Origin of the sequence: Bradyrhizobium sp. SEMIA, assembly GCF_014844175.1 — a bacterium.
GTDB lineage: Bacteria > Pseudomonadota > Alphaproteobacteria > Rhizobiales > Xanthobacteraceae > Bradyrhizobium > Bradyrhizobium arachidis.
In genome coordinates, this window is the sequence record NZ_CP046601.1 from 7,145,799 (window position 1) to 7,164,889 (window position 19,091).

Annotated in this window: 16 protein-coding genes and 1 pseudogene; 6 read left to right on the forward strand and 11 right to left on the reverse strand. The window is 65.1% G+C overall.

Features of this window, described 5'->3' with window-relative positions:
- Positions 1-199: 199 nt before the first annotated feature.
- Together FOM02_RS34675 and FOM02_RS34680 are read right to left on the reverse strand one after the other, a co-directional pair.
- Positions 200-409 (reverse strand): hypothetical protein, encoded by a 210-nt coding sequence (locus FOM02_RS34675; RefSeq protein ID WP_008560963.1) that lies wholly within the window; start codon positions 407-409, stop codon positions 200-202.
- Positions 410-439: 30 nt separating this feature from the next.
- Positions 440-2,074, reverse strand: coding sequence for an isocitrate lyase (locus FOM02_RS34680; RefSeq protein WP_027564329.1), 1,635 nt, complete (start codon positions 2,072-2,074; stop codon positions 440-442).
- Positions 2,075-2,305: 231 nt separating this feature from the next.
- Here FOM02_RS34680 and FOM02_RS34685 point away from each other — a divergent pair, with 231 nt between their 5' ends.
- Positions 2,306-3,751 (forward strand): helix-turn-helix domain-containing protein, encoded by a 1,446-nt coding sequence (locus FOM02_RS34685; protein ID WP_027564328.1) that lies wholly within the window; start codon positions 2,306-2,308, stop codon positions 3,749-3,751.
- Between the two features lie 191 nt (positions 3,752-3,942).
- On the opposite strand, the gene FOM02_RS34690 is transcribed toward FOM02_RS34685, so the two are convergent.
- Positions 3,943-4,236, reverse strand: a complete 294-nt coding sequence (locus FOM02_RS34690) for an antibiotic biosynthesis monooxygenase (protein ID WP_014497428.1) — start codon at positions 4,234-4,236, stop codon at positions 3,943-3,945.
- Between the two features lie 397 nt (positions 4,237-4,633).
- Between FOM02_RS34690 and FOM02_RS34695 the strand changes: the two genes are divergently transcribed.
- Positions 4,634-5,437, forward strand: a complete 804-nt coding sequence (locus FOM02_RS34695) for a hypothetical protein (protein WP_027564327.1) — start codon at positions 4,634-4,636, stop codon at positions 5,435-5,437.
- Between the two features lie 222 nt (positions 5,438-5,659).
- A complete protein-coding gene (locus FOM02_RS34700) occupies positions 5,660-5,947 on the forward strand; it encodes a hypothetical protein (protein ID WP_265442233.1) in 288 nt (95 codons plus the stop codon).
- Positions 5,948-6,122: 175 nt separating this feature from the next.
- Here the strand turns inward: FOM02_RS34700 and FOM02_RS34705 are convergent.
- Together FOM02_RS34705 and htpX are read right to left on the reverse strand one after the other, a co-directional pair.
- Positions 6,123-6,704 (reverse strand): annotated as a pseudogene (locus tag FOM02_RS34705) (tetratricopeptide repeat protein).
- A gap of 135 nt (positions 6,705-6,839) precedes the next feature.
- Complete coding sequence (htpX, locus tag FOM02_RS34710; protein WP_027564324.1) at positions 6,840-7,799, reverse strand: zinc metalloprotease HtpX; 960 nt, start codon at positions 7,797-7,799, stop codon at positions 6,840-6,842.
- Positions 7,800-7,987: 188 nt separating this feature from the next.
- Between htpX and FOM02_RS34715 the strand changes: the two genes are divergently transcribed.
- From FOM02_RS34715 to FOM02_RS34725, 3 genes are all read left to right on the forward strand, one after another.
- Positions 7,988-9,289: a lytic murein transglycosylase gene (locus FOM02_RS34715; RefSeq protein WP_027564323.1), complete on the forward strand. Its 1,302-nt coding sequence runs from the start codon at positions 7,988-7,990 to the stop codon at positions 9,287-9,289.
- Positions 9,290-9,557: 268 nt separating this feature from the next.
- Positions 9,558-10,061, forward strand: coding sequence for a DUF1993 domain-containing protein (locus FOM02_RS34720; protein ID WP_027564322.1), 504 nt, complete (start codon positions 9,558-9,560; stop codon positions 10,059-10,061).
- A 179-nt stretch (positions 10,062-10,240) separates the two neighbouring features.
- Positions 10,241-11,341 (forward strand): alkene reductase, encoded by a 1,101-nt coding sequence (locus FOM02_RS34725; protein WP_027564321.1) that lies wholly within the window; start codon positions 10,241-10,243, stop codon positions 11,339-11,341.
- A gap of 214 nt (positions 11,342-11,555) precedes the next feature.
- Here FOM02_RS34725 and FOM02_RS34730 read toward each other — a convergent pair whose 3' ends face one another.
- Genes FOM02_RS34730 through FOM02_RS34755 form a run of 6 tightly spaced genes read right to left on the reverse strand, consistent with a single transcriptional unit; the run spans position 11,556 to position 18,846 of the window.
- Entirely contained in the window at positions 11,556-12,434 is an 879-nt protein-coding gene (locus FOM02_RS34730) for an IclR family transcriptional regulator (protein WP_027564320.1), read from the reverse strand.
- 12 nt (positions 12,435-12,446) lie between these two features.
- On the reverse strand, positions 12,447-13,352 hold the full coding sequence (gene dapA, locus FOM02_RS34735; protein ID WP_027564319.1) for a 4-hydroxy-tetrahydrodipicolinate synthase: 906 nt from the start codon (positions 13,350-13,352) through the stop codon (positions 12,447-12,449).
- Positions 13,353-13,384: 32 nt separating this feature from the next.
- Entirely contained in the window at positions 13,385-15,151 is a 1,767-nt protein-coding gene (locus FOM02_RS34740) for an ABC transporter permease subunit (protein WP_035730090.1), read from the reverse strand.
- A gap of 2 nt (positions 15,152-15,153) precedes the next feature.
- Positions 15,154-16,245, reverse strand: coding sequence for an ABC transporter ATP-binding protein (locus tag FOM02_RS34745; RefSeq protein WP_027564317.1), 1,092 nt, complete (start codon positions 16,243-16,245; stop codon positions 15,154-15,156).
- Positions 16,246-16,280: 35 nt separating this feature from the next.
- Positions 16,281-17,366, reverse strand: a complete 1,086-nt coding sequence (locus tag FOM02_RS34750; RefSeq protein ID WP_027564316.1) for an ABC transporter substrate-binding protein — start codon at positions 17,364-17,366, stop codon at positions 16,281-16,283.
- 13 nt (positions 17,367-17,379) lie between these two features.
- Positions 17,380-18,846 carry an FAD-binding oxidoreductase gene (locus tag FOM02_RS34755; protein ID WP_035730092.1) on the reverse strand — a complete coding sequence of 489 codons (1,467 nt, stop codon included), beginning with the start codon at positions 18,844-18,846 and terminating at the stop codon, positions 17,380-17,382.
- Positions 18,847-19,091: the final 245 nt, after the last annotated feature.

The window sequence follows — 19,091 nt, forward strand, 5'->3', positions numbered from 1 at the left end:
CCGACTGATTGTGCCAAAAACAGACGATCCCACCCAGGCAGAGCCTGGATGGGACCATCCGTCCTTGGACGTCTTCTTAATTCAGCTTGGCGGCCGGGCTCTTAAGCGCTGAGATTTGGATGAATCGTCATCGCGCTTCAGGTTGTTGTTTACGCATGATCTTTCCGGAAAACCGCTTCGCACTTTTCCGGATCATGCTTTAGGCCGAGACGCGCGAGGGCTCTTCCACGATCGAGAAGCGGACGCCGGCCTTGTGGCGGCTCTCTTCCGAGACCTCGCGCCAGCAGTCCTCGGCTTCCTTGCGGGTCTTGAAGGGGCCTTTGACCTGGGCCGAACCTTCCACGAGCTTGTGGAAGTTCATCGAGCCGAACTCGCCGCCGATCACCCAGAAATTGCTGCCTTTGGTCATTGTCAGTCTCCTCTCGAAGCGCGTGGTGCGTTAGCCGAACTGGTTCATCGTGTTGTGGGCGCCGCCCGCCTTGAGGGCGGCCTCACCCGCGAAGTACTCCTTGTGGTCGTCGCCGATGTCGGAGCCGGCCATGTTCTGGTGCTTCACGCAGGCGATGCCCTGACGGATCTCGGCGCGCTGGACGTTCTTGACGTAGCCCAGCATGCCCTGCTCGCCGAAATACTCGCGGGCGAGATTGTCGGTCGAGAGCGCGGCCGTGTGATAGGTCGGCAGCGTGATCAGGTGGTGGAAGATGCCGGCGCGCTTGGCCGAATCCGCCTGGAAGGTGCGGATGCGCTCGTCGGCTTCCTTCGCCAGCGGGGTGTCGTCGTACTCCGCCTTCATCAGCTCGGCACGGTTGTACTTGCTGACGTCCTGGCCCGCTTCCTTCATCGCGTCGTAGACCTGCCAACGGAAGTTGAGGGTCCAGTTGAACGACGGCGAGTTGTTGTAGGCGAGCTTGGCGTTCGGCACTACCTTGCGGATGCGGTCGACCATGCTGGCGATCTGCTCGATATGCGGCTTCTCGGTCTCGATCCAGAGCAGGTCGGCGCCGTTCTGCAGCGAGGTGATGCAATCGAGCACGCAGCGGTCGGCACCGGTGCCCGGGCGGAACTGGTAGAGGTTCGAGGGCAGCCGCTTCGGACGCATCATCTTGCCGTTGCGGTTGATGATGACGTCGCCGTTGCGGGCGTTCTCAGCGGTGATTTCCTCGCAGTCGAGGAAGCTGTTGTACTGGTCGCCTATGTCGCCGGGCTTGTGGCTGACGGCGATCTGCTGCGTCAGGCCGGCGCCGAGCGAGTCGGTGCGGGTTACGACGATGCCGTCTTCGACGCCGAGCTCGAGGAAGGCGTGGCGGCAGGCGCGGATCTTGGCGAGAAAGACGTCGTGCGGCACGGTGACCTTGCCGTCCTGGTGGCCGCACTGCTTCTCGTCGGAAACCTGGTTCTCGATCTGGAGCGCGCAGGCTCCCGCCTCGATCATCTTCTTGGCGAGCAGATAGGTCGCCTCCGCGTTGCCGAAGCCGGCATCGATGTCCGCGATGACGGGCACGACATGGGTCTGGAAGTTGTCGATCTTCTCGATCAGCTCCTTCTCACGGGTCTTGTCGCCTTCCTTGCGCGCCTTGTCGAGCAGGCGGAAGATGTCGTTGAGCTCGCGGGAATCCGCCTGACGCAGGAAGGTGTAGAGCTCCTCGATCAGCGCCGGCACAGAGGTCTTCTCGTGCATCGACTGGTCGGGCAGCGGGCCGAACTCGGAGCGCAGCGCCGCGATCATCCAGCCGGAGAGATAGAGGTAGGTGCGATCGGTCTTGCCGCCGAAATGCTTCTTGACCGAGATCAGCTTCTGCTGGGCGATGAAGCCGTGCCAGCAGCCCAGCGACTGGGTGTACTTGGTCGGATCCTTGTCATAGGCCGCCATGTCGGCGCGCATCAGCGCCGCGGTGTAGCGGGCGACGTCGAGACCGGTCTTGAAGCGGTTCTGCAGGCGCATGCGCGCGACGGCCTCGGCCGTCACCCCGTTCCAGGTCGGCTTGGTCTGAAGCAGCGCCTGGGCTGCCTCGATCTCGCTCTGATAGGACGCCGGACGCTCGAGAGCGCTAATGCCGCGGGGCTGGTAATTCATGTGCCTGATCCTTCTCGATGATGACGGAGCCTTCGGCTTCGCCATCGACATTTTTGACAGTGCATTGCGAAATGCGTGTCATGAGCTAAACGCGAGAAAGGGAAGTTCGTACAGAGGCCTTGTATTCGAATGGTGATGTCATGTAACATCAGAACATGTAATAGATGTTATTTTGTAAATTTTGTAAATATAGGTCAACAAAACTGACCTTCGTGCATGGAGACCTGAGAAATGCCCGCCGAATCCGGGAAGAAACTGTTCGTCGGGCCGCGGTTCCGGAGGATCAGGCAGCAATTGGGGCTGTCGCAGACCCAGATCGCCGAGGGGCTCGGGATCTCGCCGAGCTACGTCAACCTGATCGAGCGCAACCAGCGCCCGGTGACGGCGCAGATCCTGCTGCGGCTGGCCGAGACCTATGATCTCGACCTGCGCGACCTCGCCACCGCTGACGAGGACCGCTTCTTCGCCGAGCTGAACGAGATTTTTTCCGATCCCCTGTTCCGCCAGATCGACGTTCCCAAGCAGGAGCTGCGGGATCTCGCCGAGCTCTGCCCCGGCGTCACCCACGCGCTGCAGCGGCTCTATGCGGCCTATACCGAGGCGCGCCAGGGCGAGACGCTGGCGGCCGCACAGATGGCCGACCGCGACGTCGGCACGCGCTTCGAGGCCAATCCGGTCGAGCGCGTGCGCGAGCTGATCGAGGCCAACCGCAATTATTTTCCGGAGCTGGAGCAGGCTGCGGAGACGCTGCGCGACGAATTGAACGTGCCGGCCGAAGGGCTCTACGCCGCGCTCGCCGCGCGCTTGCGCGAAAAGCATTCGATCCAGACCCGCATCATGCCTGTGGACGTAATGCGCGAGACGCTGCGGCGATTCGACCGCCACCGCCGCCAGCTCTTGATCTCGGAGTTGGTCGATCCGCCCGGCCGCGCGTTCCAGCTCGCCTTCCAGCTCGGCCTTGGCGAATGCACGCAAGCCCTTGAGACCATCATCGGCCGTGCCGGCCCGCTCGACGACGCGCCGCGCCGGCTGTTCCGGATCACGCTGGGCAACTACTTCGCGGCGGCCGTGATGATGCCCTACCCGGCGTTCCTCGCGGCGGCCGAAGCGCTCAACTACGATATCCACGTGCTGGCGCAGCGCTTCAATTCCGGCTTCGAGCAGGTCTGCCACCGCCTCACCACGCTGCAGCGGCCGAACGCGCGCGGCATTCCGTTCTTCCTCTTGCGCGTCGACAATGCCGGCAACGTCTCCAAGCGCTTCTCGTCCGGCACATTCCCGTTCTCGAAGTTCGGCGGCACTTGCCCCCTGTGGAACGTGCACTCGACCTTCGACACGCCGGATCGCCTGCTCAAGCAGGTGATCGAGCTTCCCGACGGCACGCGTTATTTCTCGATTGCGCAGATGGTGCGCCGGCCGGTGGCACCCCATCCGCTGCCGCAGCCGCGCTTTGCCATCGGCCTCGGCTGCGAGATCCGCCACGCCGCGCGCCTCACTTACGCCGCCGGCCTGGACCTCGAGAAGACCGAGGGCACGCCGATCGGCGTCAACTGCCGCCTCTGCGAGCGCGAAAACTGCGCCCAGCGCGCCGAGCCGCCGATCACGCGCACGCTGATTTTGGACGAGACGACCAGACGGGTGAGTTCGTTCGCGTTCTCGAATGCGCGGGAGTTGTGAGGGCAGGAATCGCGCGGGCATTGCTTCGCGTTTGGCGGAAGGCATCCGCTACACCCACCGCTGTCATCGCCCGCGAAGGCGGGCGATCCAGTACGCCGCAGCGGCTGTGATTGAACCGAGACGCCGCGGAGTACTGGATGCCCCGCCTTCGCGGGGCATGACAGTGGAAAATGAGGCGTGACTGACCCGCCTCACGCCAGCGTATGCACGATCACCGGCCCGGCGGCGGCACTCGCATGCCCCGCCAGCAGCGGGCCCAGATCCTTCTCGATCCAGGCGATGGCGCGCCTGTTCGCTTCCTCGGCCTGCTCGAACTTGTCGAAGATCGAGATCGCGGTCACCGTGTCGTCGCCGGCATAGACGACGTAATAGGCGCGGAAACCGTCGACGTCGCTGATGATCGGAACGGCGCCGTCCTTGATGCGGCGCGCCAGTTCTTCCGCGCTCCCGCTTTTCGCCTTGGCCTGACGGATGGCGGCATACATGGCATCCTCCCTTCCGGCTGTCTGAAGCTTGGTAACGTCAACCTACACCTGACAGCCAGCCCCGTCATCTCCGCGCAACGGCGAAGCCGTTGTCGCTGAAGGTGCGAGGCCTGCGGTGCGGAGCACCGCAGGGGGAGCCTCGAAGGATGCACGGCCCCGATGCGGCAGCCGGGCCGTCGCGCTTCGAGGGCCGCTGAAGAAGCGGCCACCTCAGGGTGACGGATGACAGCCTGCGCCCGCAGTATCGGCCTTGGTTAACCCCGCCCTAATCAGCTGCCGCGATCTGCAACCAGCGGTTAAGCACGCCTCAACATCGGTGCCTTAGTGTTGCCCCACTCACTTTTCGCAAACAACGGTGGCCTATCCTGCCGGGCGAAGTGACATCAGGGGGTTCATCATGCGCATTGCGTTGCTGCTGTCCGCAACCATTGTCGGCGCGCTTTTCGCCAATCCGTCCCATGCCGGCTCGCTCGATGCCGCTGGCGCAGCGCAGCCGCTGCCGCCCGGCTTCCAGAGCTACCGCGGCTACATGTTCGACCTCACGGAGAATTCCGAGCGCAAGGACGTCGAGAAGCTCACCGAGAATGTGAAGCAGCAGATCGACGTCGTCGAAGCATCCGGCCTGTCGCCGCGCGTGCTGCGCTTCTTCCGCACCGTCCCGATCGTCGCGAGCGAGCTCGCCTGTCTCGACGAGGGCGCCGCGACCGCCTGCTACGGCCGCGTCACCCCGGACATCCAGCGCAGCGCGCCGCGGACGCTGACGGTGTGGGACCATGACAAGCAGCGCTGGACCAATCCCAACGCCGTCGACCTCGCGGTCGATTCGGGCCTCGGCGTCATCATGCTGCGACCGGACATGATGCGCTACGAGAAGGAGGCTGTGCTGCTGCACGAGCTGCTGCACGCCTATCACGCCCGGCTCTTGCCGGACGGCTACGCCAACAAGGGCGTGATCCTCTATTATGCGCTGGCCAAGACCAAGGACCTCCTGCCCAAGGAATCCTATGCGATGAAGAATCCCATGGAATTCTTCGCCGTGACCGGCAGCATCTTCCTGGCGGGAAAAAGCGAATTCCACGACCCGAAGTCGCGCGAGGCGCTCAAGGAGAAGATGCCGGACTATTACAAATATCTGGTCGGCGTGTTCGGCTTCGATCCCGATCCGGCAGCCACGAGCGGCCCGGTCGCCTCGCTGAAATAAGGCGTCTGCCTCAGACACCCCAAAAGCCGCGCCAACAGCGCGGCTTTTTTGTTTTGCTAACCGGAAGCTGCGGATGACGCGTGGGGAGGAATTGCCAAGGTGGGGCCCGATCTGCATAGTCCCGCCCGCATCGAGACTGTTTTCAAGGGGATAGAACAACATGGCGGACGCGACCTGGATGTCGTGATCCGGCAACTGGCCAGACAGCTGCATACGGGCCTGATGACCCGCGCCAAGGAGCGGCGGGATCGCTTCAACGGCCTTGCGGCCAAGGCCAAGGGCAAGGAGACCGGCGAGCGCTTCAAGATGATGGCCAAGGCCACCATGGAGCAGGCCACCGCCGCCGCGAGGCGCCTGCAGATGTCCGCCGACAACGTCGCCGACAGCTACGCCAGGTCGATGCGGGTTGCCGCGAGCACGCCGGTTGCGGTGAAGGCGGAGAAGCCGAAGGAAGACAAGCCTGCGAAGAAGGCCAAGGCGAAGAAGGCAAAAGCGAAGAAGGCGAAGTAGCGCCGGAGTTCTTCCCTTCTCTCCTTGCGGGAGAAGGTGGCCCCGCACATTCAGCATCGTAGGGTGGGCAAAGCGAAGCGTGCCCACGCGTCTGTTGCCGTATTGCAAAGATCGTGGGCACGGCGCAAGTGCGCCTTTGCCCACCCTACGATTCCGGGACTCGCGGATAGAGACCTCACCTTCTCGGCACCGACACCTGGGCCGGCTCGGCGCTCGCGAGCTCGGCGAGCTTGGCCCGCGCGGCCGTCGGCCTGGCCGCGGGCGAGGAAGGCAAGGGCCGCGGTCGAGGCGGGCCTGCGCATCGACGGGTCGAGGGCGGATCGCCGTGTTGTAGCTCAGGATGGCGCGGTCGAGGGTCGCCGGGTGGGCGGCGAGCGCCAGGGCGCGCTGGTGATAGGGGCGCGGCAAGCTTGGGATCATGCGCGATCGCCTCGTCATAATCCTCGATGGCGAGCGCGAGATCGCCGTTCTGCCGGCGCGCCAGCGCGCGATCGCGATAGAGCGAGGCGCGGTTGGGATTGAGGTGGATGGCCTCGTCGAAATCGGCGATCGCCCGCCGGAAGTCGCCATGGCGCATCGCGATCCGGCCGCGCCCTTCATAGGCAAAGGCGATCAGCGAGCCACGCAGCGGCGAGAAGCCGATCACAGCCGAGCAGATGTCGGAATCATCCTCGTCGCCGCAATTGACGACCATGTGCGTGGACAGCCCGATGAGCACGCAAAGGACGATCAGCAATGGTACGGCAGTTCTGGTCATCTTCGACCGTGACCGGCGGCAGGCCGGCCACGCATCCCCTTTCGAAGGAAGTGGCTCGCCTGCGTGTTAACACCGGCCAGGGCCATTCTGTGTGCGCCAGGTCACAAAGCCAGACGCAATTCCTGATCGGTTCCATCAGCCCCAAGGGCCGCGAGCAGGACCATTGGAAGGCCCGCGCGAGGACGAGCGGCCCCACGGGCCCTGCGGCGGATAATTCTCGTTGGCGCCGACCGAGGGCGCCGCATGTGCGCCGAGCTGAGCCGCAAGCCGCTGGAGCGCGGCGATGCGGTTCTGCGTCGAGGGATGGGTCGCGAACAGATTGTCCACGCCGTGGCCCGACAGCGGATTGATGATGAACATGTGCGCGGTCGCCGGGTTGCGCTCGGCCTCGAAGTTCGGGACCTGGTGCGCGGCGCCCTCGATCTTCACCAGCGCCGAGGCCAGCCACATCGGCTGCCCGGCGATGCGCGCGCCGAGATCGTCCGCGGCGTATTCGCGGGTGCGGCTGATCGCCATCTGCACCAGCATCGCGCCGAGCGGCGCCAGGATCATCATCAGGATCGAGCCGACGATGCCGGGGCCGCTGTTGTTGTCGCGGTGGCCGCCGAAGAACATGCCGAACTGCGCCAGCATGGAGATCGCGCCGGCGATGGTGGCAGTGATCGTCATCAGCAGCGTGTCGTGGTTCTTGATATGCGCAAGCTCGTGCGCGATCACGCCGGCGAGCTCCTCGCGACTGAGCTGGTTCATCAGTCCGACGGTGACGGCGACGGCGGCATTTTCCGGATTGCGGCCGGTCGCGAACGCATTGGGCTGCGGCTCGTCCATCACGAACACGCGCGGCATCGGCAATCCGGCGCGGCCGGCGAGCTCGGCGACGAGGCCGACCAGTTCCGGCGCGCTGGCGCGGTCGACCTGATGAGCCCCGTACATCGAGAGCACCATGCGGTCGGAGTTCCAGTAGGTGAAGACATTGGTCGCAGCCGCGATGACGAGCGCGATCATGGCGCCCGTGGCACCGCCGATGAGATAGCCCACGCCCATGAACAGGGCGGTGAGGCCTGCGAGCAGCATTGCGGTACGAAGATAGTTCATGGCCGTCTCCCAAACCGGCCGCGGGCGGGCAGGAGGCGCCAGCAGGCCGGCAGACATGAGGTGGGGATGACCCCGGCCCGGATGCAAGGTTTCAAGGTGCGTCGCGGAGCCGCGGCACTGGTTTGACCTGGATCATTCCATTAAACTTCGACAAGAATCCTGGCGTCTCCTCCCCTTCCGGAACCCTCATGCTCAAGACCCGATTTGCGATCGCGGCAGCCGCTCTGCTCTCGCTCTCTCTTCCCGCCTCCGCCCAGTTCATGTCGCCGCCCGCAGCGCCCAAGCCCGCAGCGCCGAAGGCACCCTCGCCGCGTGCGGCCTCGTGCCATAACGGAGCGAGCTTCGATCGCTTCCTCGCCGAGGTGAAGCAACAGGCCGTCGCCGCCGGCGTGTCGCAGCGGACGATCGCGGAGGCCTCGCCCTATCTCGTCTACGACCAGGGCATCGTCAACCGCGACCGCGGCCAGCGCGTGTTCGGCCAGCTCTTCACCGAATTTGCCGGACGCATGGCCGCACCGTATCGCATGCAGAACGGGCAGCAGCACATCAAGCAATACGCCGCCGCATTCGCGCGTGCCGAGAAGGAATATGGCGTGCCGCCGGCGGTGATCGCTGCGTTCTGGGGCCTGGAGAGCGACTTCGGCGCCAACATGGGCAATCTGCCGACGCTGAAATCGCTGGTGTCGCTGGCCTATGACTGCCGCCGCTCGGAGATGTTCGTGGGCGAGACCATCGCCGCGCTGAAGATCATCGACCGCGGCGATCTCACGCCCGACGAGATGATCGGCTCCTGGGCCGGCGAGCTCGGGCAGACGCAGTTCCTGCCGGTGCATTACGTCAACTACGCCGTCGACTATGACGGCGACGGCCGGCGCGATCTGTTGCGCTCGGGCCCCGACGTGATCGGCTCGACCGCGAACTACATCGCCAACGGATTGAAGTGGCGGCGCGGCGAGCCGTGGCTGGAGGAGATCAAGGTGCCGCAGAATCTGCCCTGGGAGCAGACCGATCTCACTGTGCAGCAGCCGCGCTCGAAATGGGCGCAGTTAGGCGTCACCTATCCCGACGGACGGCCGCTGCCGAACGACAATCTCGCAGCCTCCGTGCTGCTGCCGATGGGCCGCAATGGGCCGGCCTTCATGGCCTATGCGAATTTCGCGGCCTATACCGAGTGGAATAACTCGCTGATCTATTCGACCACCGCGGGCTATCTCGCCTCGCGCATCGCCGGTGCCGCGCCGATGCGAAAGCCCGCCCAGCCGGTCGCGCAGCTGCCGTTCAACGAGCTCAAGCAATTGCAGCAGCTTCTGGTCCAGGCCGGCTTCAATGTCGGCAAGGTCGACGGCGTGCTGGGCCAGCAGAGCCGCGCCGCGGTGAAGGCGATGCAGATCAAATACGGCCTGCCGGCGGATTCCTGGCCGACCGCCGAGCTGCTGGCGCGGATGCGCGGCGGCACGGCGCAGGCGCAGCCCCAGGCGACGGTGCGGTAAGCACTCAACTCGTGGTCATGCCCCGCGAAGGCGGGGCATCCAGTACGCCGCGGCCTATCGATTCAATCACAACCGTCTCGGAATACTGGATCGCCCGCCTTCGCGGGCGATGACACTGTGGGTGGGGCGGCGATTACAGCGGGGTAGCGAAGCGATAGGATTTTCGCACTGCACAGGCGGCGTTGCGCGATTGTATTTTTCCATGAGGCTCCCATGTGAGTGGCTCAGGTTTTCTCCTGAGATTTCCCACCATTGAAGCGAGCATCACATGTCCTTCTACGACGCCGTCGTCCCCGCCTACTTGCAAATGCTGAATAGCCTCACCGGCCTGCTCACGAAAGCCGAGGCGCATTGCGCGGCCAAAAAGATCGACCCAAGCGTGCTGCTCGGCTCCCGCCTTTTCCCGGACATGCTGCCGCTGTCGAAGCAGATCCAGCTCGTCAGCGATTTCGCCACCAAGGGCTGCGCGCGGCTGACCCACAGCGAAGTGCCTTCCAATCCCGACACCGAAAAGACCTTCGAAGAGTTGAAGCAGCGGCTGGCGAAAACCATCGACTACGTGAAGTCGTTCAAGCCCGAGCAGTTCGAGGGCGCCGAGGCCAAGGACGTCACCTTCCCGACCGGACCCGATAAGACCACGACCCTGAAGGGCCAGCAGTTCCTGAGCGCGTTCTCGCTGCCGAACTTCTATTTCCACTGCGCGACCGCCCACGGCATCCTGCGTCACAACGGCGTCGAGATCGGCAAGCGCGATTTCATGGGCCAGACCTGATTTGCGCAATCGCACGGCCGCGGCAGCGGGATTCTGCTGTCGTGGCCGAAATTGCACATGAATTATGCTACGCGAGGCCTCACGCGTAGCTCGCCTGCACTTTCCGTATGGCTCCTCCCTTGCGCGGGTTATCGCGATGCACAAGTGTTGCTGACCTCTCACCGCCTGGAAGCATTCCCATGAGCCGTTCGACCAAATTGTTTGAGACCTACAAGCTCGGCCCGATCACGCTGGCCAACCGTTTCGTGATGGCGCCGCTGACACGCAACCGCGCTGTTCCCGGCACCTTCGTACCCGGTGCGCTCGCCGCCGATTATTACAGCCAGCGCGCTTCCGCAGGCCTCCTGATCACCGAGGCGAGCCAGGTCTCGCAACAGGGCCAGGGCTACCAGGACACCCCCGGCATCTACTCCAAGGAGCAGGTCGCGGGATGGCGCAAGGTCACCGACAAGGTGCATGAGCGCGGCGGCAAGATCTTCATCCAGCTCTGGCATGTCGGCCGCATCTCGCATGTCGATCTGCAGGCGAATGGCGCTGCTCCCGTGGCGCCGAGCGCGATCCGCGCCAAGGGCAAGACCTTCGTGAACGGCGGCTTTGCCGACGTCTCCGAGCCGCGCGCGCTCGAGCTCTCCGAGATTCCCGGCATCATCGACGACTTCAAGCGCGCCACGAAGAATGCGCTGGAGGCCGGCTTTGACGGCGTCGAGATCCACGGCGCCAACGGCTATCTGCTCGAGCAGTTCGCCAAGGACGGTACCAACAAGCGCACCGATGCTTACGGTGGCTCGATCGAGAACCGCGCGCGGCTGATGCTGGAAGTCTCCAAGGCCGTCGTGGCAGAAGCCGGCGCCGATCGCACCGGTATCCGCATCTCGCCGGTGACGCCCGCCAACGACATCTCGGATTCCAACCCGCAGGCTCTGTACGACCACATCGTCGACGGCCTCAGCGCGCTGAAGCTGGTTTATCTCCACGTCGTCGAGGGCGCTACCGGCGGGCCGCGCGACGTCGCCCCGTTCGACTATGCGTCCCTGCGCAAGCGCTTCAGTGGCGCCTACGTCGCCAACAATGGCTACGACTTCGATCTCGCCAGCAAGGTGCTGGACGCGAACGCGGCCGACCTCATCGCCTTCGGCAAGCCGTTCATCTCCAACCCCGACCTCGTCGAGCGGCTGAAGCAGGGCGCGGCGCTGAACGATTGGGACAAGAACACGTTCTACGGCGGCGGCGCCAAGGGGTATACGGACTATCCGTCGCTGGCGGCCGAGCCGGCGGAGTAAGCGGCGGGCACACTGTCATGCCCCGCGAAGGCGGGGCATCCAGTACTCCACCAGCAGTGAGATTCAACCGAGAAGCTGCGGCGTCCTGGATCGCCCGCCTTCGCGGGCGATGACACCGTGAATGTGGGACGCGTGTGCCACGAGCTCGTCATTGTGAGCGCAACAAGAAAAAGGCCGGGATCGCTCCCGGCCTTTTTTCCTGCCCAGAACCGCCTCAGGCCGCGTAGCGGTTGAATTTCGATTTGGAAATCGAGGTCGCGGCGACGTGGACGTGCTGCGCCAGCTCGGCCTCGGCACGCTCCTTGGTCCAGCGCGTCGTCGGCACCGAGATGTTGATCGCGGCAACGGCGCGGCCGTGCTCGTCGATGATGGGAGCGGCGACCGAAATGTCGCCCATCACGGTCTCGTTCATGATGACGGCGTAGCCGCGTTGGGCGGCGACACGCACGCGCTCCAGCAGCGCCTTTGGGTCGGTCACGGTGAAAGGCGTCAGCGGTTCGAGCGGCGTCCGTTCGAGCAGCGCAAGGCGCTCCTCTTCGGGCAGCGCCGACAGGATTGCGGTACCCGAGGCCGTGAAGAAGGTCGGCAACCGGCTGCCGATCACGATGTCGATGTTGATGAGATGCGCGCCCGGAAAGCGCGCCACGAAGACGACCTCGTGGCCGTCGAGTTCGTGCAGGTTGGTCGTCTCGCCGAGATTGCGGCTGATCTCCAGCAGATAGGGCGAGGCGCGGTCGATCAGATCGTTGGCCTTGAGATAGCTGTGCGAGAACTGGAGCACTTTCGAGGTGAGGCCGTAGTTGCGCGTACCCTCGATGCGCTTGAGATAGCCGAGCGTCTCCAGCGTATATACCAGGCGCTGGGTGGCGCTGCGGTCGAGATCGGCGGCGCGCGCAATGTCGGCCAGCGTCATGTAGCGCTGCGGCCCGTCGAAGGCATGCAGGACCTGGAACGCCTTCTCGGTCGAGCCGACGAACAGCGACGAGCGCGGCTCGTCTGCCTTGTCCGTCGTCTTCGTCACCGACTTCGTGCTGGCTTTGGTGGCCTTTGCCTTCGCCGGCCGGCCGCCGCCCGCGCCGCTGCTACGCGCCATGCTGCCATCCCTTCATGCGATGCCTTCCGAGATCGCCAGCTGCCGGCCGAGCTCGGCGCGGAGAGATGCGACCAGCGCCGGCGCCGGCTGCACCAGGGGCGCCAGCATGCGCGGCGCCTCGACGCCGACCATGTCCATCACCGCCTTCATCGGACCCGGATTGGTCTCGGCGAATGCCATGTTCATCAGCGGAATCAGGCCGCGATGCAGGCTCAACGCCTCCGCCGTCTTGCCCGCCGTCGCCGTTTCGAAGATCTGGCGCCAGGCGCGCGGCAACAGGCACGCGGTGACGATGATGCCGCCCTTGGCGCCCGCCGCCAGATGCAGCGGGAACAGGCTGTCCTCGCCGCTCAGCACCGCAAAGCTCTCGTCGACGCCGGCCACGACCTGGAGGAAATGGTACATGTCGAGATTGCAGGCCTTCATGCCGATGATGTTGGGATGCCTGGACAGCTCATGCAGGATTTTGGGCTCGATCGCGATCCGGGTGCGATAAGGAATCTCGTAGATCAGGACGGGCACCGGCGAGGCATCGGCATAGCGCAGGAAATAGTCGCGAATGCCCGCCTGAGTCGGGTTGGTATAATATGGCGTAAGAACGAGGAGCCCGTCCACGCCTTCGGCTGCGAATTCACGGCCGGCCTGCAAGGCATCGTGGAAGCCGGTGTCGAGCACGCCAGCGATGACCGGGCCCTTGCCCGCCATCGCCTTCACTGACAGGCCAGCCATCTTGATCCGCTCGGCACGCGCGAGCGCGCCATATTCGCCGGTGCCGCCAAGCGGCACCACGCCATCGATGCCCTGCTTGTTGAGCCAGGCGAACATGGCCGAGACCGCGCCGGCATCGATGGTGTCGTCGGCCTTAACCGGGGTCGGAATGGCCGGGAACAGGCCGCGGAGGCGATTGGCAGTGAGCATGATTGAGAACCTCTGGTTGGGATGCGGGACGGCTATCTCGCGGCAGCACGCCGGCGCAGGCGTTCGGCGACGAAGATGAGAAGCCCCATGAAGACGAACAGGCAGGTCGAGACGGCGGCGATCGCGGGCGAGACCTGAAGCGTCACCTCGTCCCAGAACTGCTTCGGCAACGTCGCGTTCAAGCCGCCGGTGGCAAACAGCGCGATGGTGAGCTCGTCGAACGAGGTCGCGAAGGCGAACAGGAACGACGACATCATGCCGGCCCCGAGGATCGGGAAGGTGACGTAGCGCAACGTGGCAAGCGGGCGCGCGCCGAGACTCTGCGCGGCATGGTCGAGCCGCGTGTCGTAATTGCGCAGCACGGCCATCATGGTCATGACCACGTAGGGCACCGCGACGACGGTATGGCCGAGAATGAGGCCGAAGGCGCTGCCGACAAGGCCCATGCGCGCGAAGACGTAGAACAGGCCGACCGCGATGATCATGCGCGGCACGACGATCGGCGACAGGATGAAGGCGAGCCACGCCGCCTTGCCGGGAATGTCGCTGCGCACCAGCAGGAACGCGGCCGGCGTGCCGATCAGCATCGCCAGCAATCCAGTGCCGATTCCGACCAGCAGCGAGCGCAGCAGCGCCTGGGTCCAGACCGGCGAATTCAGCACCGTCTCGTACCAATGCAGGGTGAAACCCTGCGGTGGCCAGTTGAGGCCGCCGGTGCCGAACGACAGCGGGATCATCAGAATGGTCGGCGCGCTGATGACGAGCAGCATGGTCCAGACGAAGGCCCGCAAGCCGAGGCCGGCCTGATCTGGATTGCGGTCGCGACGGCGTGACGGCAGCAGGCGGAGGAGTCCGTCCGAGATCGCGCCGAGCAGCGTGAGGAGCGCATCTCCCACCCTCTGCGCCGGGGCAAACAAGCGCGACGGCGCCGCCTTGCGAGGCGCGGATGCGCCGGTCATGGTCGACAGGCCGAGCAGTCGGTCATAGGCCGCAAAGACGATGAGGACCACGAGCAGCAGCAGCACCGAAATCGCGCCGGCAAAGCCCCAATTCATGGTCTGCTGGACCTGGTCGATGATGAGCTGCGTGATCATGGTCTCGCGGCGCCCGCCAAGCAGCGCCGGCACGATGAAGAAGCCGATCGCGGTGACGAACACCATGATTCCGGCGGCGGCGACGCCGGGCAGCGACAGCGGGAAATAGATCTTCCAGAACGCCATGCCCGGCCGCGCCCCGAGGGTTGCGGCCGCGCGCGGCAAGGTGCGATCGATGTTCTCCATCACGGAGAGCATGGTCAGAACGGCAAGCGGCAGCAGCGCATTCACCATGCCGACGAGGACGCTGCCGAAATTGTAGAGCAGGCTCGCAGGACTGGAGATGATGCCGAGCGAGATCAGCATCTTGTTGATGACGCCGTTGCGCCCGAGCAGCACGATCCAGGCGAACGCGCGGACCAGGAAGCTGGTCCAGAACGACAGCAGCACCCAGAACAGAAGCTTCGTCTTTCGGTCCTTGCCGGCGATCGAGATCAGATAGGCGATCGGGTAACCCGTCGCGATGCAGACGAGCGTGGTGACCAGCGAGATCTTCAGGGTTATCAGCAGGACGTCGAGATAAACCGACGAGGCAAAGAGCTGGCGATATTGGGCAAGCGTGAAGCCATTGTCGCCGTAGACGCTGAGCAGCAGCAACTGGCCGACGGGATAGACCAGGAACAGCACGAGCAGCAGGATGAGCGGCGCGCCCATCGCAGCCCGCGTCCAGGCCAGCCTCCGCGATATCGTGCGCAGGGCGGCCAAGCTCAGATCCCCTTCCCGTCGCGGATGGCGACGGCGTCGACCGCATTCCATCCGAGCGACAGACGCTGTCCTATCTCGTAGGGCGCCGACCCGCTGCGGGTCGGGTGCGCTGCGACGAGCTGCGGCAGGCCCGCCATCTCCGGAGCGATGTAGAGCCGCGTCAGGCTGCCGCTGATCATCACGTCCACGAGCCGGCCGCTGAGCTGGCCGCCTTCCCCGCCGACCACGAGGTTCTGCGGACGAACCATGACCTTGATCGGCTCGCCCGCGGCGAAACTGCTGCCATTGCCGACCGCGCGCGACGCCCCCGCCTGCTCGGCGAGGACGATGTCGAGCCCGTCGCCGTCGACGCTGCGCACGGTGGCGCTGAGCAGATTGGACTCGCCGAGGAAGTCGGCAACGAACAGCGAGCGCGGCCGGAAGTAAAGATCCTGGGGCGTGCCGAGCTGCTCGATCGCACCCGCATTCATCAGGCAAATGCGATCCGACATGGTCATCGCCTCTTCCTGGTCGTGGGTGACGTAGACGATCGTGGTGCCGAGCTCGCGATGGATGCGCTTGATCTCGAGCTGCATCTGGTCGCGCAGCTTCTTGTCGAGCGCACCGAGCGGCTCGTCCATCAGAATGATCGCGGGGCGATAGACGATGCAGCGTGCCAGTGCGATGCGCTGCTGCTGACCACCGGACAGCTCGCGCGGATAGCGCTTTGCAACGTGCGGCAGCCGCACCGTCTCCAGCGCCTCGGCGGTGCGCCGGCGCGCCTCGGCGTCGGACACTTTCCGCATCTTCAGGGGAAAGGCGATGTTGTCCTCGATCGTCATGTGAGGAAACAGCGCATAGTTCTGGAACACGACGCCGATGTCGCGGTCATAGGCCGGGCTATGCGTGACGTCGGCGTCGTCGATCAGGATCCGTCCCTCGTCGGGATGGGCGAGGCCCGCGATCAGGCTGAGCATCGTCGTCTTGCCCGAGCCGGACGGACCGAGCAGCGTGAGGAATTCGCCCTTCGCGACATCGAGGCTGGTCGGCGCCAGCGCGACGAAGTCGCCATAGCGCTTGCACAACTCGTGAATGCGCAGGCTCGATGAGACCATGGGCCGCTCCGATCCCTTGGCGCCTCCCTTGCCGGTCAAGCCAGGATCCAGCTGTTGAAGCGCTCGATGACGGCGGCCTGGTTGTCGTACCAGAACTTCGCGTCGATCTTCAGCCCGGCCTTGATGTTGTCAGGATAGGTCGGACAGTTCTTTGCGACCTCGGGCTTGACGTAGTTGAAGGCCTCCGGCTGCGTCAGGCCGGCCGGGAAATATTCGACGAGCGCCGCCTGCCGCTTCGGATCGGAGGCGAACTTGATGAACTCGCGGCAGGCATCGGCGTTCGGCGTGCCGGCGAGGATCGACCAATTGTCGGCACCCCAGATGCCCTGGTTCCAGACAATCTCGACGGGCGCACCGGCCGCCTGCGCGGACTGCGCGCGCGACACCCAGGTCGGAAGCATGTCGATCTCGCCGGAGGTCAGCATCTGCTCGACCTGCGCGCCGCTGGTCCACCACACCGCGACCTGCGACTTGATCTTGTCGAGCGAGGCAAAGGCCTTGTCGAGATCGCAGGGATAGACCTGCGCGGTCGGCGCGCCCGCGCCCATCAGCGCTTCCTCGATCGTGTCGAACGGATGCTTGCGCACCGAACGGCGTCCGGGGAAATCCGCCACGTTCCAGAAATCGGCCCAGGACTGCGGCGCCTTGCGGCCCTTGAAGGCGTCCGTGCGATAGGCCAGCACGGTGGTGTAGACGTTGGTGGCAACGCCGTAGGGCGATGCGTATTCGGCCGGGATCGACTTGATGACGGGCTCGGCTTCGAGGCCGTGCTTCTCCAGATATTGCTTGGCGCCGGTGGTCAGGATCTGGATCGCGGGCCAGGAAATCTTGGCCATGTCCCAGGTGTAGTTCTTGGTGTCGACCATGGTCTTGATCTGCGCGACAGGCTCGGCATTGGCCTGCACGCCGACGACCTCGATCCCGGTCGCCTCGGTGAAGGGCCGGTAGTACACGGCGCCATAGGCCTTGGTGTAGATGCCGCCGTCGTCGCGCACGACGATGCGCTTGCCGGCGGCGCGGGACGGCGACCAGACGGAGGGCGCGGCGAGCGCGACGGCGCCAGCCCCTGCGCCCAGCAGCAGGCGACGGCGGGAAGTGATGATCTTCGGTGCGTTGGTCATGTCAGTCCCCTCTCTACGATGTTGCATTGGTCGGCGAAGCGGCGGCCGCCTCAGTCGCCGATGACGGCGGCAGAACGCGGCCGGGATTGAACAGACCCGATGGGTCGAACGCCTGTTTCACCGCCCGCATCAAGGCGAGCTCGACCGGCGGCTTGTAGCGGGTCATCTCGCCGGTCAGGGTGCGGCCGACGCCGTGCTCGGCGCTGAACGTACCGCGCAGCGAGCTTGCGACGTCGTTCATGGCGCGGCGGATCCGCTGTGCAACGGCGTCGCGATCCGGCAGCGCGTCCCATTCGGCGAAGCTGAAGAAGGGGATGAGGTGGATGTTGCCGTCGCCCATATGGCCGACGATGATGAACGGCAGACCCGGCACGATCGCACGCACGGCCGCCATGGCCTGGTCGATGAAATCAGGCACGGTCGAGACCGGCACCGCGGTGTCCGACGTCAGGCCGACGCCGGCCTTCTTGTTGGCTTCCGACACGCTGTGACGCACCAGCCACATCGCCTTGCGCTGCGCCTCGCTCGATGCGACGACGCCGTCGCTGACGAGCCCGGCCTCTAACGCCTGTTCGAGCACCGTCTGCATCGTCGCGGCGAGCACTGCGGCATCGCCGGTATCGGAGAGTTCGACGAGGACGTGCCAGGTGTTGATCTCTGCGACCGGACAGCGTCGGCCCGGGACCTGCTCCAGCACCAGCTCAATCTGCTTCGCATTCATCAGCTCGAACGCGGAGAGCCGTGAATTGCAGGCGGCCTGGAACAGGCCGAGCACCTTGAGCGCTGCTTGCGGACTGTCGACCGCGAGCCAGGCAACAGCCTCCGCCGTCGGCAGCGGATGCAGTTTCAGCACCGCGCCGGTGATGATGCCGAGCGTCCCCTCTGAACCGATGAAAAGATGCTTGAGGTCGTAGCCGGTGTTGTTCTTGCGCAGCGCGTAGAGCCCATCCCAGATCGAGCCGTCCGGCAGCACGACCTCGAGCCCGAGCACGTTGTCGCGCGTGTTGCCGTAGCGGAGCACGCCGGTGCCGCCGGCATTGGTGCCGATGTTGCCGCCGATCTGGCACGAGCCTTCGGCGCCGAGGCTGACCGGATAGAGCCGGCCGGCGGCAGCGGCGCTCTCCTGGATGGTCGCCAGCACGCAGCCGGCATCGACCACCATGGTGTTGTTAACGGGATCGAGCGAACGGATTCGGCGCATGCGCGTCAACGCGACGATGACCGGTGGCTTGCCCTGCCCCGACGGCGTCGCACCGCCGCACAGGCTGGTGTTGCCGCCCTGCGGCAGCACCGGCGTTTCATGCGCGACGCAGAGACGGACGATCGCCGCGACCTGCTCCGTCGTCGAGGGCAGCACCGCGCAGAGCGCCGGCGCGCGAAACCGGCCGCGCCAATCCTCGGTGACAGCAGCGAGATCCTCCTCGCGCGTCAGCACGGCCGTGTCGCCCAGCAACTGCCTGAACGCCTCGATCAATGCCATCTACCGGCCTCCGGAACGGGCCGACGCTGGCCCAAACGGGTTCTGCATAAGTAATCGCAATGCAATTACTTCAATCGCATTATGCTGATCATGAATTCGATGTGACAGGGAGTCAAGCGGGGGCGTCCGGCTGCGTCGCGGCGACGCGCCACACCTCCGCTGGCATTCCCCGCGAAGGCGTGGAATCCAGTACGCCGCGGCCTCTCCGTGGCCCGCTCCCGTCTCTGGAATACTGGATCGCCCGA